Origin of the sequence: Microbacterium sp. CnD16-F, from assembly GCF_024124465.1 — a bacterium.
Lineage (GTDB): Bacteria > Actinomycetota > Actinomycetes > Actinomycetales > Microbacteriaceae > Microbacterium > Microbacterium gawkjiense.
In genome coordinates this window covers 64626-79274 of record NZ_JAMXSA010000005.1, presented here as the reverse complement: position 1 = coordinate 79274, position 14649 = coordinate 64626, and the positions used below count along the sequence as shown (strand labels likewise).

General features: G+C 68.3%; 15 protein-coding genes, 1 tRNA gene and 1 pseudogene. 13 read left to right on the top strand and 4 right to left on the bottom strand.

The genetic code is table 11. The annotated features are described in order from the left end of the window. The first annotated feature begins 112 nt into the window (after positions 1–112). Complete coding sequence (locus NH287_RS02710; RefSeq protein ID WP_253034384.1) at positions 113–1018, top strand: NUDIX hydrolase; 906 nt, start codon at positions 113–115, stop codon at positions 1016–1018. Beyond that, on the top strand, positions 1015–1413 hold the full coding sequence (locus NH287_RS02705; RefSeq protein WP_253034383.1) for a DUF2809 domain-containing protein: 399 nt from the start codon (positions 1015–1017) through the stop codon (positions 1411–1413). The genes NH287_RS02710 and NH287_RS02705 overlap by 4 nt, the downstream gene beginning before the upstream one ends. Here NH287_RS02705 and NH287_RS02700 read toward each other — a convergent pair. Genes NH287_RS02700 through NH287_RS02690 form a run of 3 tightly spaced genes read right to left on the bottom strand, consistent with a single transcriptional unit; the run spans position 1399 to position 2873 of the window. Next, complete coding sequence (locus tag NH287_RS02700; RefSeq protein WP_064002377.1) at positions 1399–1755, bottom strand: RNA-binding S4 domain-containing protein; 357 nt, start codon at positions 1753–1755, stop codon at positions 1399–1401. The genes NH287_RS02705 and NH287_RS02700 overlap by 15 nt on opposite strands. 39 nt (positions 1756–1794) lie before the next feature. After that, positions 1795–2298, bottom strand: coding sequence for an O-acetyl-ADP-ribose deacetylase (locus NH287_RS02695; protein ID WP_253034382.1), 504 nt, complete (start codon positions 2296–2298; stop codon positions 1795–1797). After that, positions 2295–2873, bottom strand: a complete 579-nt coding sequence (locus NH287_RS02690) for a GNAT family N-acetyltransferase (RefSeq protein WP_253034381.1) — start codon at positions 2871–2873, stop codon at positions 2295–2297. The genes NH287_RS02695 and NH287_RS02690 overlap by 4 nt, the downstream gene beginning before the upstream one ends. 104 nt (positions 2874–2977) lie before the next feature. On the opposite strand from NH287_RS02690, the gene NH287_RS02685 reads away from it, so the two are divergent. Together NH287_RS02685 and NH287_RS02680 are read left to right on the top strand one after the other, a co-directional pair. After that, positions 2978–3051, top strand: a tRNA-Pro gene (locus tag NH287_RS02685). A 647-nt stretch (positions 3052–3698) separates the two neighbouring features. Beyond that, a pseudogene (locus NH287_RS02680) lies at positions 3699–4256 on the top strand (IS3 family transposase); the annotation flags it as partial. 32 nt (positions 4257–4288) lie between these two features. Here the strand turns inward: NH287_RS02680 and NH287_RS02675 are convergent. Then, complete coding sequence (locus NH287_RS02675; protein WP_253034379.1) at positions 4289–5437, bottom strand: ROK family protein; 1149 nt, start codon at positions 5435–5437, stop codon at positions 4289–4291. A gap of 112 nt (positions 5438–5549) precedes the next feature. On the opposite strand from NH287_RS02675, the gene NH287_RS02670 reads away from it, so the two are divergent. The 9 genes from NH287_RS02670 to NH287_RS02630 all read left to right on the top strand — a co-directional run bounded on the left by NH287_RS02670 (position 5550) and on the right by NH287_RS02630 (position 14571). Continuing rightward, positions 5550–6377 (top strand): sugar phosphate isomerase/epimerase, encoded by an 828-nt coding sequence (locus NH287_RS02670; protein WP_253034378.1) that lies wholly within the window; start codon positions 5550–5552, stop codon positions 6375–6377. Between the two features lie 93 nt (positions 6378–6470). Then, positions 6471–7631, top strand: a complete 1161-nt coding sequence (locus tag NH287_RS02665) for a substrate-binding domain-containing protein (protein ID WP_253034377.1) — start codon at positions 6471–6473, stop codon at positions 7629–7631. Between the two features lie 104 nt (positions 7632–7735). Next, the gene (locus NH287_RS02660) at positions 7736–8929 is read left to right on the top strand and encodes a Gfo/Idh/MocA family protein (RefSeq protein WP_253034376.1); all 1194 of its coding nucleotides are present in this window, start codon (positions 7736–7738) and stop codon (positions 8927–8929) included. After that, positions 8922–10454, top strand: a complete 1533-nt coding sequence (locus NH287_RS02655; protein WP_253034375.1) for a sugar ABC transporter ATP-binding protein — start codon at positions 8922–8924, stop codon at positions 10452–10454. The genes NH287_RS02660 and NH287_RS02655 overlap by 8 nt, the downstream gene beginning before the upstream one ends. Further along, positions 10451–11422 carry an ABC transporter permease gene (locus NH287_RS02650; protein WP_253034374.1) on the top strand — a complete coding sequence of 324 codons (972 nt, stop codon included), beginning with the start codon at positions 10451–10453 and terminating at the stop codon, positions 11420–11422. The genes NH287_RS02655 and NH287_RS02650 overlap by 4 nt, the downstream gene beginning before the upstream one ends. Further along, positions 11422–12540: a Gfo/Idh/MocA family protein gene (locus NH287_RS02645; protein WP_253034373.1), complete on the top strand. Its 1119-nt coding sequence runs from the start codon at positions 11422–11424 to the stop codon at positions 12538–12540. Before NH287_RS02650 ends, NH287_RS02645 begins: the two co-directional genes overlap by 1 nt. Next, positions 12537–13577: a sugar phosphate isomerase/epimerase gene (locus NH287_RS02640; protein ID WP_253034372.1), complete on the top strand. Its 1041-nt coding sequence runs from the start codon at positions 12537–12539 to the stop codon at positions 13575–13577. Before NH287_RS02645 ends, NH287_RS02640 begins: the two co-directional genes overlap by 4 nt. Beyond that, entirely contained in the window at positions 13574–13960 is a 387-nt protein-coding gene (locus NH287_RS02635) for a putative quinol monooxygenase (protein ID WP_253034371.1), read from the top strand. Before NH287_RS02640 ends, NH287_RS02635 begins: the two co-directional genes overlap by 4 nt. A 305-nt stretch (positions 13961–14265) precedes the next feature. Further along, positions 14266–14571, top strand: a complete 306-nt coding sequence (locus NH287_RS02630) for a transposase (protein ID WP_253034370.1) — start codon at positions 14266–14268, stop codon at positions 14569–14571. Positions 14572–14649: the final 78 nt, after the last annotated feature.

The following is a 14649-nucleotide window of genomic DNA, read 5'->3' as shown; positions in this document are numbered from 1 at the left end:
CGAGGAGGCATCCGTCCGGATCGGTCCTCGGGAACCGTCATCTCCTCGTCTGCGTGCGTCGGCCGGTGACGGATGCCGCGCCGCGCGACGCGCTGCGTGAGAGGCTGGTCGGGTGACCATCCACCCTCCCGATCCCGGTGAGCCGCGTCGCCCTTTCGGGCCGCGCGATCCCGGCGACGCGTGGGTGATCGCCGACAGCGGTGAGAAGTACTGGGGCCGATTCGGAGCGGCGGGACTGCTCGCACACGACCCGGAGCGCGGCATCCTGCTGCAGCACCGGGTGTCGTGGAGCCACTTCGGCGGGACGTGGGGGATTCCCGGGGGAGCACGCCACGAGGGTGAGAGCGCGACGGATGCCGCGATCCGCGAGTCGCAGGAAGAGGCCGGCGTGCCCGGCGACGCCCTGCGCCCCCTCTTCACGAGTGTCCTCGATCATGGTGTCTGGTCGTACACGACCCTCGTCGCGACGGTCGTGCGCCCGTTCGAGCCGGTCATCGCGGACCCCGAGAGCTACGCCCTGGAGTGGGTGGCGGTCGACCGCGTGGACGACATGCCGCTGCATCCGGGGTTCGCGGGATCCTGGCCCGAGCTGCGCGCCACGCTGCCGACCCGGGTCGCGCTGATCGTCGATGCGGCGAACGTCGTCGGATCGACGCCCGACGGGTGGTGGCGCGACCGTGCCGGCGCCGCGGGGCGTCTCCTCGCCGGCCTCGAGCGCGTCGCAGACGACGGTGTGGCCGCGGCCGAGATCGGGCTCGGCGGGGACCGGTGGTTCCCGCGCGTGGTCGCCGTCCTCGAGGGGGCGGCGCGATCCGCGCCCGACGGCCACGGCGGTGTCGAGGTGGTCCGGGCGCCGGGCACCGGCGACGATCGGATCGTCGAGTGCACGGCGGAGGCCGTGTCACGCGGCGAGCGGGCGGTCGTGGTGACGAGCGATCGCGGTCTCGCGGAGCGGGTGACCGGCGTCGGCGGGACCGTGCACCCCGTCTCCTGGCTGCGCGGGCAGCTGCCGTCGTGAGACGGCTGATCGGGCTCGGCGTCGCCGTCGTCGCCGTCGTGTCGGGACTCGTCGTGCATCTGACGGCGCCGGACGGCGCGGCATCCGACATCGCGGGCGACGCCCTCTACGTGGTCGCGATCTGGGGCGGGCTGGTGCTGCTCGTCCCGCGGTGGCCGTCCTGGGCGACCGCTGGTGTCGTGCTCGTCTGGAGCGTCGCCGTCGAACTCTTGCAACTGACCGGACTGCCGCTCCGGTGGGCGGCGGAGTTCTCGCCTATCGTCCTCGTGCTCGGCACATCCTTCGACCCGAGGGACCTGGTGGTCTACGCGGTGACCGCGATCGTCCTCGGCGGAGCGGATGCCGTCGCCCGCCGCACGCTCTCCCGTCGCCGCGCGGGGTCAGCGGCCGCGTAGCCGCTCGATGTCGCGACGCTCGCGCTTGGTGGGGCGGCCGGCGCCGCGGTCGCGGACGGCGATCTGGGCGACGGGTTCGCGCTCGGGGGTGCGGTCCTCGGCGGCGACGGCGGCGAGCGGAGCGCCGACGCGCTTGGTGATCGTCTGGCGCACGACGAGGATGCGGTCGAAGCCGGCGATCCGCACGCGCAGCTCATCGCCGGGACGCACTTGCTGTGCCGCCTTCGCCTTCTCGCCGTTGACCCGGACGTGTCCGGCGCGACAGGCGGTCGTCGCCGCGGAGCGGGTCTTGTAGACGCGGACGGCCCACAGCCAGGAGTCCACACGGACGGCATCCGCCATGTCATCCCCCTCCCGGTCGCGGGATCCATCGTAGGCGGGTCAGGATGCCGCGAGCCGCCGTTCGACGCGGTCGAACATGGCCTGGTCGAAGGCGACGATGCGTGCCTCGGCGACTTGCGACGGCGTGTCCTGCAGGGTTGAGACGGCGGCGTCGACGGCGTCGTCGAGGGGCCAGCCGTAGATCCCGGCACTGATGAGCGGGAAGGCGACGGTCGTCGCCCCGAGGTCGTCGGCGACCTCGAGCGCCCGACGGTAGCAGGACGTCAGGAGGGAGCGGTCGCGTTCGCCGGCGGTGTGATTGGGGCCGACGACATGGATCACCCAGCGGGTGGATAGGTCGCCGGCGGTCGTCCACCCAGCATCCCCCGTGGCGAGGCCGTGAGGGAAACGTGCGATGCAGTCGGCGAGGATGCCGGGTCCGCCCGCACGATGGATGGCACCGTCAACGCCGCCCCCGCCGCGCATCGCCCGGTTGGCGGCGTTGACGACGGCGTCGACGTGCTGGCGCGTGATGTCGCCCCGAACGAGGGTGACGCGCGTCACGACAGGGCCTTCGCGACGATCGGACGAGCGGCGCCGGGGCGAGCGGTCTCGGTGAAGCCAGCGCCGAGGAAGGCGGAGAGCGTCCCGTGATAAAGCTCGTTGCTCGAGAACCGCTTGATCTCCGTGTCGAGCGGGTAGCCCTCGACGGCGCGGGCGCTGTGTGCTCGAGCATGCTCGACGGCGGCGTCGAGCAGTTTCGACGCGATTCCCTTCGAGCGGTGCTCTGTGCGGGCGACGAAGCAGGTGATCGCCCAGACCGATGGGTCGTCCATGGGCTCGGGGGACTGCTGGACGTTGCGCGTGCGCGCGAGTCGCGGCTGGGCAGGGCGAGGAGCGACCTTGACCCATCCGGCCGCCTCGCCGTCGACGTAGGCGATGATGGCCGAGGGGACCGCGGCGGTGAGGTCCATCCGCAGTCGTTCGCGCCGCTCCGCCTGCGAGGTGGTGTCGAAGTCCTTTGGCGCGAGCATCCACCACTGGCACCAGCAATCCGCTCCGTCGCCGCCGCCCGTGAGGGCGTGCTCAGCGTCGGCGAAGCGGTCGGCCCGCGCCGGTTCGATCGTGATCTGCGTCATCCGGGCAGAGTAGTCCCGTGCTCGGACACGCGGAACCCCGTGGCGGTTCGCGGCGGGGCTGCGGACCGGCTAGGATAGGGGAGTTGTCCGCGAGGGCATCGGACCGGGATGTGGCGCAGCTTGGTAGCGCACTTGACTGGGGGTCAAGGGGTCGCAGGTTCAAATCCTGTCATCCCGACCGGTGGGCTGTTGGTGATACTGATTGCAGAACAGCCGAAAAAGGAGATGGGCACTGGCTTCGCGCCAGTGCCCATCTCCTTTTTCGTGCCGCGATTCGCCTTGGCGTCATTCTGGAGAGCGCCTGGTGAACATGAACGCTTCGATGTATGTGGCGCGCTCGTTTTCGGGCGCGCCACATCGTTCGTTGAGCTTGGGGGTGCCGGTATCTCTTCGGCGGGTGATGCGAGCAGGCTCGGTTTCAGGTCCGCATGCGCGTCGACGCGACTTCGGAGACTGAGGAATCTGACGTGGTCACTTGAGGCGGGTGCGTTCTGCCTGGGCGAGGGATGGTGAGGTCCCCGTTTCCGGAGGTGTGAATCGCCCTGGGTTTCGTTCCGTTCTCCAAGCAAGGATGGAACCGATGAATCAGAGATACTCGCCCGAGATGCGGAGAAGGCGTTGCGGATGGTGGAGGAGAGCTCGACCGACCCTCGAGGAGATGATCCGGTTCATCGACATGCACCGGGCTCAGTTCGGGGTCGAGCTCATCTGCCGTGTCCTCAGGGACGTGGTGCGAGGGTTCCTTACCTCCCGCGGCTATCGGACCGCGAAGACCCGCCCGCCTCGGCGCGGCAGTTGAAGGACGACCTGCTCGTCCCGGAGATACGGAACTTCACCGCCCCCGCGCCGCGGCGACTGTGGGTCGCGGACATCACGTATGTCGCGACGTGGGCGGGGTTCGCGTATGCCGCGTTCGTGATCGACGTGTTCTCCCGCATGATCGTCGGCTGGAACGTCGCATTGACGTTGAAGGCCGACGTGCTGCCGTTCCAGGCGTTGATCATGGCCGCGTTCAACGCGACCGGGCCGCTCGATGAGCTCGTCCACCACGCCGACCACGGGTCGAACTACCTCTCCGTGGTCTACACGGATCGCATCGTCGAGATTGGCGCGAAACCCTCCACCGGGACCGTGGGCGATTCGCATGACAACGCCCTCGCCGAGGCGGTCAACGGGCTCTACAAGACCGAACTGGCCCGCCGCCGCGGCCCGGGGCGGACGGTCGAGCAGGTCGAACTCGCGACCCTCGAGTACGTGTGGTGGTGGAACAACTCACGCCTCTACGGTGAGCTCGGCTACCGCACCCCTGCCGAGATCGAGGCCGCGTATTACGCTGACCAGGAATCACCCCAGCCGGCCGTCGCCGGACAGGGAACCCGATAGGAACGAAGCCCAGGGCGATTCAGCCGGATGTGTCAGCTCAAACCTGCGACAAGTTTGTCGACTGCGTCTGGGCTGAGTCGCTCGTTGAGGACCATGAGTCCGGCCCCCCGGATTCCTGCACCCGAACCGCCGCGGGCTGGAACGATATTGAGATGCTGGGTAGCAAGTGGTATGGATCTCCGGTAGACGATCTCGCGTATTCCGGCGATGATCTCCTGCACATTCGCGCCCAGCTGGCCACCTACCACCACGACCGAGGGGTTAAGGAGGCTCACACACATCGCGGTGACTTCGCCAATCGCTCTCCCGGCGTTGCGCGCAGCTTCTACAGCGTCAGGGTCCCCAGTCCGGATGAGGTCGACGACTTGGTCTGGTTTGAGCGGTCGTTCCTTTGAGTCGAGGTCGTTCGCGATCGCAGGGATGCTGGCTGTCGCCTCCAAATCGGGTCCATCAGCCGAGGCACCCGGGACCTGAACGTGACCCAGATCTCCAGCTGAGCCGCGCGAGCCGCGCTGCAGTACGCCGCCGGCGATGATTCCGGCTCCAATGCCCGTGGCGACCTTGATGAAGAGTAGGTCATCGGTGTCTGGCCACAGAGAGGCTCGCTCGCCCAGGGCTAGAAGATTGACGTCGTTGTCAACGAAGACCGGCGTGTCGAGCTGCGAACGGATGAAGTTTGGGATGTCGAAGCCGTCCCAGCCGGGCATGATCGGCGGACGGATCGGGCGACCCGTTGAGTGCTCCACAGGACCGGGAACACCGACCCCGACGCCAAGAAGCCGCGTCTGGTCATAGCCAGTTTGGTCGAGCAGCTGCAAGGCAGTTTCGTTCACCCATCGAAGGGTCGCCTCCGGTCCCTCCGCGATATCTAGCCCGCGATCCTCTTGCCGGAGAATCCTGCCCGACAAATCGAGCACACCGACTGAACCGTGGGTCGCTCCGAGATCTACGCCGATGGTGACGCGCGAAGTTTGTTCAAATACGACGCGCCCGGCTGGCCGTCCTCCCGAGGCTTCCGACGTCCCCGCGTGCACCACCAGGCCAGCCGATATCAGCGCTCCGAGCCGATTGACGACACTCGTGCGGGCGAGTCCTGTCTCCTTCACCAGATCGGACCTCGTGCGTGGGCGACCATCACGTAGAAGTTGGAGCAGGTCCCCGGCGCCGGTTGTCACATCCACGTTAGTGACTTTACTAGTTAGTACTGTGGGCGTTCCAGCCTGAGTATTGACATCCAGATGTCAAAAGCGGTAGCGTCTGCTTGACGTCGCTGGCGTCTACAAGGAGGTAGAAGTGGTGAACTTTGCTTACGAGGCCAATGCCTGGGGCGGTGTGATCGGCAACCCGAACGCGGTCACCGATCTCGGCACCGGGTTCTACGTCACCCCCGGCGACGTGCATGCGACGCTTGAAACGATCGCCGCGGCCGGCTACACCGGTATCGAGCTGTTCGACGGGAACCTCCTGCCGTTTGAGGAGACGATGGAGGAGTTCACCGCTGCCGTGCGCGCGGCGGGCCTCGAGGTCACCGGCGTCTACAGCGGCGGCCACTTCATCTACCCCGACGCCCACGCCGACGAGCTGGCCCGCTTCGAGCGCTCCATCGCGCTCGCTGCGGCCGCGGGTGCCCGCCACTACGTCATCGGCGGCGGCTCGATCCGCTCGACCGGCCGTCGTGACGAGGACTTCGTCGTCGCCGGCGAGTTCCTCAGCACGGTTGCGGATCGGGCCCGCGCGGCTGGCCTCATCGCGAGCTACCACCCCCACCTCGGCAGCCTGGCCCAGGCCCCCGAACAGATCGACGCGCTGTTCGCCGCGACGACCATCGGCCTGTGCGCCGACGTCGCGCACATCGCGGGCGGAGGCGGCGACGCGGCGGCCGTGATCACAAAGTACGCCGACCGCCTCGACTACCTGCACCTCAAGGACATCGACCTGGCCACCAACGCCTTCCTGCCGCTCGGTGAGGGCGACCTCGACCTCGCCGCCGTGATCGACGCCACCCTGGCGGCCGGCTACGACGACTGGGTCACCGTCGAGCTCGACGGCTATCCGGGCGACCAGGCCGCCGCGGCGGCTCGCAGCCTCGACTATCTGAAGGCCAGCAAGCTCGGCGCCTGAGCGCCGCACTTGTCGCGGACGGCTCACCCGGCCCGACCACGCGAACGAGCACGACCCGAACCACCTGAACACCCACAGCAAAGGAGCACACGGATGAAGATCAGAAACGCGCTTGTCGCCGTCACGGCGGCCGCCGCGATATTCGCCCTGGCGGGCTGCACGCCCGCCGGCGGCGGCACCACCACCGAGGTCGACAGCGACGTCGCGGCCGAGATCGACGCGGCCCTCGCCGAGATCACCGGTACCGTCCTCAGCACCGGCCCGAACGGCGAGGAGCCCTCCTCGGTCGACACCACCGTCGTCACCGACGAGCAGGCCGCCGAGATCGCGGGCATGGGCCTGAAGGCCGCCATCGTCATGCACTACGGCGGCAACGACTGGGCCAACGCTCAGATTGACGGCCTCAACTCGGAGTTCGACCGCCTCGGCATCGAGGTCATAGCCACTACCGACGCCGACTTCGACCCGGCCACCCAGGTCTCGCAGATCGAGACCGTCCTCACCCAGAACCCCGACATCATCGTCTCGATCCCCACCGACCCGGTGGCCACCGCCAGCGCGTACCGCAAGGCCGCCGAGCAGGGCGTGAAGCTGGTCTTCATGGACAACGTGCCCGACGGCTTCGTCGCCGGTGAGGATTACGTGTCGATGGTCTCGGCCGACAACTACGGCAACGGCGTCACCAGCGCCTACCTGCTCGCCCGCTCGCTGGGCGGCCAGGGCAAGATCGGCGTCATCTTCCACGAGGCCGACTTTTTCGTGACGAAGCAGCGCTACGAGGGCTTCAAGAACACCATCACCGAGAAGTTCCCGGACATCGAGATCGTGCAGGAGCAGGGCATCGCCGGCCCCGACTTCGCCGGTGACGCGCAGGGCGTTGCGAACGCCATGCTCACCAAGAACGCCGACCTTGACGGCATCTGGGCTGTCTGGGACGTCCCGGCCGAGGGTGTGATGGCGGCGGCGCGCGAAACCGGCCGCACCGACATCAAGATCGCCACCGAAGACCTCGGTACCAATGTCGCGATCGCGCTGGCGAAGAACCAGATGATCGTCGGCCTCGGCGCCCAGCTGCCGTTCGACCAGGGCGTGGCCGAGGCCGACCTGGCCGCGCTGAGCATCCTGGGCCAGGAGGTCCCGGCCTACGTCGCGCTGAGCTCGCTCCCCGTCGACCACGCCAACGTTCTCGAGGCCTGGGAGACGGTCTACGGATCCGAGGCCCCCGCCGCGGTCCGCGACGCCTACGTCGACTGACGGATCTACACCACTCGCACCACCCCATCCGCTCGGTGGGGGCGACCCGGTCGCCCCCACCGAGCACCCCTCACATCGTTCCTCCCTCCCTCCGAAAGGCAGCCATGCAGGACATCAACATCGCCATGATCGGTGGCGGCTTCATGGGCAAGGCCCACTCGCTCGCCTACGCCACCATGCCCATGTTCTTCTCGCCCGCACCGGCCCGCCCGGTCAAGAAGGTCGTCGTCGACGTCACCGACGAACTCGCCCGCGCCGCCAGTGAGCGCTACGCCTGGGAGGGCTACTCGAGCGACTGGCGCGCTGTGATCGCCGATCCGTCGATCGACGTCATCGACATCGCCACCCCAAACAACTCGCATGCCGAGATCGCCATCGCGGCGGCTGAGGCCGGTAAGCACATCATCTGCGAGAAGCCGCTCGCCCCCACTGCCGAAGAGGCGGGCCGCATGCTCGCCGCCGCCGAAAAGGCTGGCGTGGTCACCGCGGTCGCCTTCAACTACCGCCGCACCCCGGCCGTGGCGCTGGCGAAGAAGTACATCGACGAGGGCGCCATCGGCGAGATCCTCAACTTCCGCGGCACCTACTTGCAGGACTGGAGTGCCGACCCCAACTCCCCACTCAGCTGGCGCTTCCAGAAGAAGATCGCCGGATCGGGCGCCGTGGGCGACATCGGCTCGCACGTGGTTGACCTGGCCCGCTACCTCGTGGGCGAGATTTCGGCCGTGACCTCGGTGGTGTCGAACTTCATCCCCACCCGCCCGCTGCAGTCCGGCGGCTTCGACAACCTCGGCGCCTCGGGCACCTCCGACGACGGCCCGCGCGGCGAGGTCGACGTCGATGACGAGGCCATGTCGCTGGTGAGGTTCGCCAACGGCGCCGTCGGCTCGATCGAGGCCACCCGCAACGCGTGGGGCCGCAACAACTACATCACCTTCGAGATCCACGGCACCGAGGGCTCGATCTTCTTCAACTACGAGAACCGCGACGAGCTGCAGGTGGCGTTCAAGAAGGATGCCGGCGACCGCCGCGGCTTCCGCACCGTCTACACGGGCCCGAACACGCCCTACGGCGAGTCCCTCTGGCCCATCCCCGCGCTCGGCATCGGGTACGGCGAGACCAAGATCATCGAGGCTCACGACTTCATCAAGGCAGTGGTCGAGGGTGGCTCCGTCTCGCCCAACTTCACCGACGGCTACCAGGCCGCCCTCGTCGATGAGGCCATCCTTGAGTCGGGTCGCACCGGCCAGTGGGTGTCGGTTCCGGATGCCGCGGCCGCGGGCTCGGCCGATGTCTGACATCTCCGGCGGATCCGCCGCAGCCGCCCCCGCGGTGCGCATGCAGCAGATCGTGAAAAGATTCGGCCCGGTCGAGGTGCTGAAGTCGGTCGACATGGACATCGTGGCCGGTGAGGTGCACGCCCTCGCCGGTGAGAACGGCGCCGGCAAGTCGACCCTGATGAAGGTGTTGCAGGGCGTGCACCCCATCACCTCGGGCACCATCGAGGTGAAGGGCGAGCGGGTCGAGATCCGCAACACCACCGACGCCGAGCGTGCCGGGATCGGCATGGTGTTCCAGGAGTTCAGCCTCATCCCGTCGATGACGGTGGCGCAGAACATCTTCCTCGGCCGCGAGCTGCGCGGCACCGCCGGTCTCGTCGACGACCGCGCCGCCGAGCGCGCCGCCCGCGAGCTGTTCGACGGCCTCGGCGTAACGATCGACCCGAAGGCCCGCGTCGAAGACCTCGGCACCGCCTACTGGCAGCTGGTCGAGATCGCCAAGGCACTCGCCAAGAATGCCAGCGTGCTGGTGATGGACGAGCCCACCGCGAGCCTGGCTAAGCACGAGGTCGAGAACCTGTTCACGCTGATCGACACCCTCAAGGCGCGCGGCATCGCGATCGTCTACATCTCGCACCGCATGGACGAGATCCGCCGCGTCGCCGACCGCATCACCGTGCTGCGCGACGGCCGCGTCGTGCTCTCCTCGGCTGTGGCCGAGCTGAGCGCCGCCGAGATCATCGAGGCCATCATCGGCCGTCGCCTCGCCAGCGACCTGGTCTACCGCGACCGCGCCCTCGCGCCGGATGCTCCCGTGCTGCTCGAGGCCGCTGGCATCGCAAGCGACTCGGTGCTCGACGACGTGAGCCTCACCGTGCGCGCCGGCGAGATCGTCGGCCTCGCGGGCCTCATGGGCTCGGGTCGCACCGAGTTCGCCCGCGTGGTGGCCGGCATGGACAAGCCGACCCGCGGCACCCTCCGCGTCGACGGCCAGGCCGTTCGGTTTGGCAGCCCGATCGCGGCGCAGGAGGCGGGCGTTGCCCTCATCCCCGAGGACCGGCGCGAGCAGGGCCTCGTGCTCCAGCACTCCGTCTCCGACAACCTCACCCTGCCGGTGCTCGGCCGAGTGAAGTCGGGCGCGTTCCTCTCCGTGGCGAAGCTGCGGGCGCTCACCGACCAGCTCGTGACGCGGTTCGCCGTGAAGGTGGCCGATCCGTACGCCCCGGTCAGCCTGCTCTCGGGCGGCAACCAGCAGAAGGTCGTCGTGGCGAAGTGGATCAACACCGAACCGCGCATCCTCGTCATGGACGAGCCCACCGCCGGTGTTGACATCGGCACCAAGACCGAGATCCTCGACATCGTGCGCGAGTTCGCTTCGCAGGGCAACGCCGTCGTTTTCATCTCGTCCGAACTTCCCGAGCTGCTCGCCGTCGCCGACCGCATCGTCGTCATCCACGAGGGCCGCTCGGCCCGCGAACTCGCCCGCACCGACGTCGAGAGCGAAGAACAGCTCCAACTCATCATCCAAGGAGAGGCAGCATGAGCAGCCCCACGACGGCCACCCGGCCCTCCCTCGCCGCGCGCGTCGCGGCCCGCCTTGACTGGCGCAGCAACATCATCTACATCGCCTTCGTGGTGGTGTTTATCCTGTTCGCCATCTTCCTCGGCAGCGACGGCTTCCTCTCGCCGAACAACATGCTCAACATCGTGCGGCAGACCGCCACGATCTCGATCATGGCCATCGCGATGACCTTCGTGATCGCGACCGCCGAGATTGACCTCTCGGTGGGCTCGATCGCGGGCCTCGCCTCGGTGGTCACGGCGATGACCACGACGCAGTTCGGCCTCATCCCCGGCATCATCGCCGGTCTTGCGGCCGGCGCCGTGATTGGCGCGATCAACGGCGGCCTGGTGGCGCTGCTCAAGATCCCGTCGTTCCTCGTCACGCTCGGCATGCTCGGCCTCGCCGCCGGCCTCGCGCAGTGGATCACCTCCTCGGCTCCGCAGCCGATCACCGACCGCCTCTACGTGATGATCTTCGGCGGCGGTGACTTCGGTCCCGTGCCGGGCTTGCTGGTCTGGACCGTGCTTGCCGTGGCCGTGGGCTGGGTCGTGATGAACCGCACCGGGTACGGCCGTAAGGTGCTCGCCACCGGTGGCAACCCGACCGCAGCGGCCTACACCGGCATCCGCACCGCCCGCATCAAGTTCACCGTGCTGCTCATCTCGGGCATGGCAGCGGCGTTGGCCGGCATGCTCTACGCCGGGCGACTTGAGTCGGGCCGCTTCCAGTGGGGCCAGGGCGACGAGCTCACCGTCATCGCGGCGGTCATCCTCGGCGGCACCAGCCTGTTCGGTGGCCGCGGCGCCATCATCGGCACCCTGTTCGGGTCACTGTTTATGGGCCTGATCAACAACGGCCTCATCCTCGCCGGGCTCGACGTGGCCCAGCAGCAGGTGGTGCGCGGCGGCATCATCATCGCGGCGGTGGCCCTGTCGAGGAAGAAGTGATGACCGGCGCCCGCCGGCCGCTGCGCAGCGGCATCATCGGCACCGGCTTCATGGGTCGTGTGCACACGGCCGCGGTGCGCGCGACCGGCGGCGAGGTGCTCGCCTACGCGGGTCGCGACGCGGAGCGCACCCGGGCCGCGGCCGGGGAGGCGGGCGTGCCGCTCGCGCTCAGCGCCGAGGAGCTGATCGCCCACCCCGACGTCGACATCGTGCACATCTGCACCCCGAACGCGCAGCACGTCTCGCTCGCCGAGGCCGCCATCGCGGCCGGCAAGCACGTGGTGTGCGAGAAGCCGCTCGCGCTCGGTGCCGGCGAGGCCGCGCGCCTCGAAGCCGCCGCCCGCGCCGCCGGCGTGGTGCACGCCGTGCCTTTCGTCTACCGCTTCTACCCGACCGCGCGCGAGGCCCGCGCTCGCATCGCCACCTCGGGCGAGCGGATTTGGCTCGCCCACGGCCACTACCTGCAGGACTGGATGGCCGAGCGGTCGAGCTACAACTGGCGGGTCGATGACGGCGCCTCGCGCGCCTTCGCCGACATCGGCGTGCACTGGTGCGACCTGTTCGAGTTCACCACCGGCCACCGCATCGAGCGGCTGCTCGCCCAGCGCTCGCGGCTGCACGACACTCGACTGTCAGAGGGCGGTGAGGTACCGGTCTCGACCGAGGACGGGGTGACCATGATGTTCCAAACCGACCGGGGTGCCACCGGATCCGTCGTGATTTCGCAGGCCAGCCCCGGGCGTAAGAACCGGCTCTGGCTCTCGCTCGACGGCGAGCAGCGTTCGTACGCCTTCGACCAGGAGAGCCCGAACGAACTCTGGGTCGGCTCGACCGAGGGTGTCTCCCTGCTGCCCAAGGGCCTCGAGACCTTCGGCGACGCCGCCGCCCGCTCGTACGTGAGCGTGCCGTCGGGTCATCCGCAGGGCTACCAGGACTGCTTCACCCTGTTCGTGCGCGACGTGCACGCGGCCATTTCCGGGGAGGCTGTCGACGGGCTGCCGACCTTCACTGACGGCGTGCGGGCGGCGCAGCTGACGGATGCCGTGGTCGCCTCCTCGACGAGCGGCCAGTGGGTCGACGTCGCCGCGGTGCGGCCGGTCGAGACGAGCGCGGCGTGAGCGGGGCGGGCGGCGCGGCCGGTGCCGGATCGTCGTCGCACCCGGTCACTCTGTTCACGGGTCAGTGGGCGGATCTGCCGTTCGAGGAGGTCGCCAGTCTCGCCGCCTCCTGGGGCTACGACGGACTGGAGATCGCGGCCTCCGGTGACCATCTCGACCTTCAGCGGGCTGATAACGATCCGGCCTACCTGGCGTCGCGGTTGGAGATCCTGGATCGTCACGGCTTGAAGGTCTACGCGATCTCGAACCACCTCGCCGGTCAGGCGGTGTGCGATGCGCCGATCGACTTCCGCCACCAGGCGATCCTGCGCCCCTACGTGTGGGGCGACGGAGACGCCGAGGGCGTGCGTCAGCGCGCGGCCGAGGACATGAAGCGGTCGGCGCGCGTCGCCCGCAAGCTGGGTGTCGACACTGTCGTCGGGTTCACCGGGTCGTCGGTGTGGCCGTACGTGGCGATGTTCCCGCCGGTGCCGGCCTCGGTGATCGAGGCTGGGTACGAGGATTTCGCGGCGCGCTGGAACCCGATCCTCGACGTGTTCGACGCCGAGGGAGTGCGATTCGCGCACGAGGTGCACCCGGGCGAGGTCGCCTACGACTACTGGACCTCGGTGCGCACCCTCGAGGCCATCGGCCACCGCGAGGCGTTCGGATTCAACTGGGACCCGTCGCACATGATGTGGCAGAACATCGACCCGGTCGGCTTCATCTGGGATTTCAAAGACCGCATCTACCACGTCGACTGCAAGGACACCCGCCTGCGCCCCACGAACGGCCGCGCCGGTGTGATGGGATCACATCTGCCCTGGGGCGATCCGCGCCGCGGCTGGGACTTCGTCTCGACTGGACACGGTGACGTGCCGTGGGAGGACTCGTTCCGCGCCCTCGAGACCATCGGCTACACCGGCCCGATCTCGATCGAATGGGAGGACGCCGGCATGGACCGCCTGCACGGCGCCGCCGAGGCCGTGGGCTTCGTGCGATCGCTGCTCTGGCCCACGCCCGCAGCCTCCTTCGACGCCGCCTTCTCGAACCAATGACCATTTCCCGTTCCACGCCGGTGCCCGGTGCCATCGACGCCTCTAGCGCTGCGACGCTGATCCCTCACATCGATGGCGCCACCGTGGTCTGGGTAACACTCCGTGTGCGCCCGGCCGAGGAAGCTCGCTTCCTCGCCGCCGCCGCGACCCTCGCCGAGCGATCACTCGCCACCGAGCCTGGCTGTCTGCAGTACGATATCGTTGCCCTCGATCCCGCCGTCTTCCTCTACGGCATCTACGAGGTCTACGCCGACGGGACTGCCCTTGCCGCGCACCGTGATGCACCTCACTACGAGGAATGGGAAGCGGTGGCGCTGAGCTTCTTCGAAGAAGGCGGCGTTTCCGTCCGTATGGGCACTCGGATGGTATCGGCTTCGGCCTGACCGGTCACGTGGCCGTGGTGCGAGGATGAGGTTGAGCATATCGTGGCAAAGGCGACGAGGGTGTCCAGTCGCCATATCCGGCTGCGTAGAGGGTCCACCGAGCAATCAGATCAAGCTGGAAGCTGAGCCGGCAGGTCGCCATGACTGACGAGGGCATGGTCCAGCTCTCACGAGTCTGAACTCGGTCACATCGATCGAACCCGATGGACTCAGCCTGGGCCCGGAATTCCGACACTCTGAATCGCCCTCGGTTTCGTTCCTATCGGGTTCCCTGTCCGGCGACGGCCGGCTGGAAGGATGTCCTCATGCCCGAGCCGTTTCCCAAGGAGTTCCGGGGCGACGTCGTTGCGATCGCGCTCGAGCGGGAGTCGTCGTTCGCGCAGATCGCGAAGGACTTCGGGATCTCTGAGTCGTGCGTGCAGCGGTGGGTGAAGATCGCCGAGATCGACGGGGGCCGCCGCGCTGGAGTCAGCTCGAGTGAGGTCGTGGAGAATCGTGAGCTGCGTAAGCGGGTGAGGCTGCTGGAGCAGGGGGTGGAGATCCTTCGGCGGGCGGCGGCGTATCTGTCGCAGGCGAACCTGTCCGGCCCAAAGGGCTCTACCCGCTCGTGAGTCCGCGAGCACGGCGATCATCGCCATGGCGCTTCGATAGGTAGATCTCCCCATGGGGCTGACAGTAGCGATGAGGCG

Bases quoted from the DNA above. Each gene is read 5' to 3' on its own strand.
- NH287_RS02700 (WP_064002377.1), bottom strand. From the start codon at position 1,755: ATGGCGGATGCCGTCCGTGTGGACTCCTGGCTGTGGGCCGTCCGCGTC.
- NH287_RS02690 (WP_253034381.1), bottom strand. From the start codon at position 2,873: ATGACGCAGATCACGATCGAACCGGCGCGGGCCGACCGCTTCGCCGAC.
- NH287_RS02665 (WP_253034377.1), top strand. From the start codon at position 6,471: ATGAAGATCAGAAACGCGCTTGTCGCCGTCACGGCGGCCGCCGCGATA.
- NH287_RS02660 (WP_253034376.1), top strand. From the start codon at position 7,736: ATGCAGGACATCAACATCGCCATGATCGGTGGCGGCTTCATGGGCAAG.
- NH287_RS02655 (WP_253034375.1), top strand. From the start codon at position 8,922: ATGTCTGACATCTCCGGCGGATCCGCCGCAGCCGCCCCCGCGGTGCGC.
- NH287_RS02650 (WP_253034374.1), top strand. From the start codon at position 10,451: ATGAGCAGCCCCACGACGGCCACCCGGCCCTCCCTCGCCGCGCGCGTC.
- NH287_RS02645 (WP_253034373.1), top strand. From the start codon at position 11,422: ATGACCGGCGCCCGCCGGCCGCTGCGCAGCGGCATCATCGGCACCGGC.
- NH287_RS02635 (WP_253034371.1), top strand. From the start codon at position 13,574: ATGACCATTTCCCGTTCCACGCCGGTGCCCGGTGCCATCGACGCCTCT.
- NH287_RS02630 (WP_253034370.1), top strand. From the start codon at position 14,266: ATGCCCGAGCCGTTTCCCAAGGAGTTCCGGGGCGACGTCGTTGCGATC.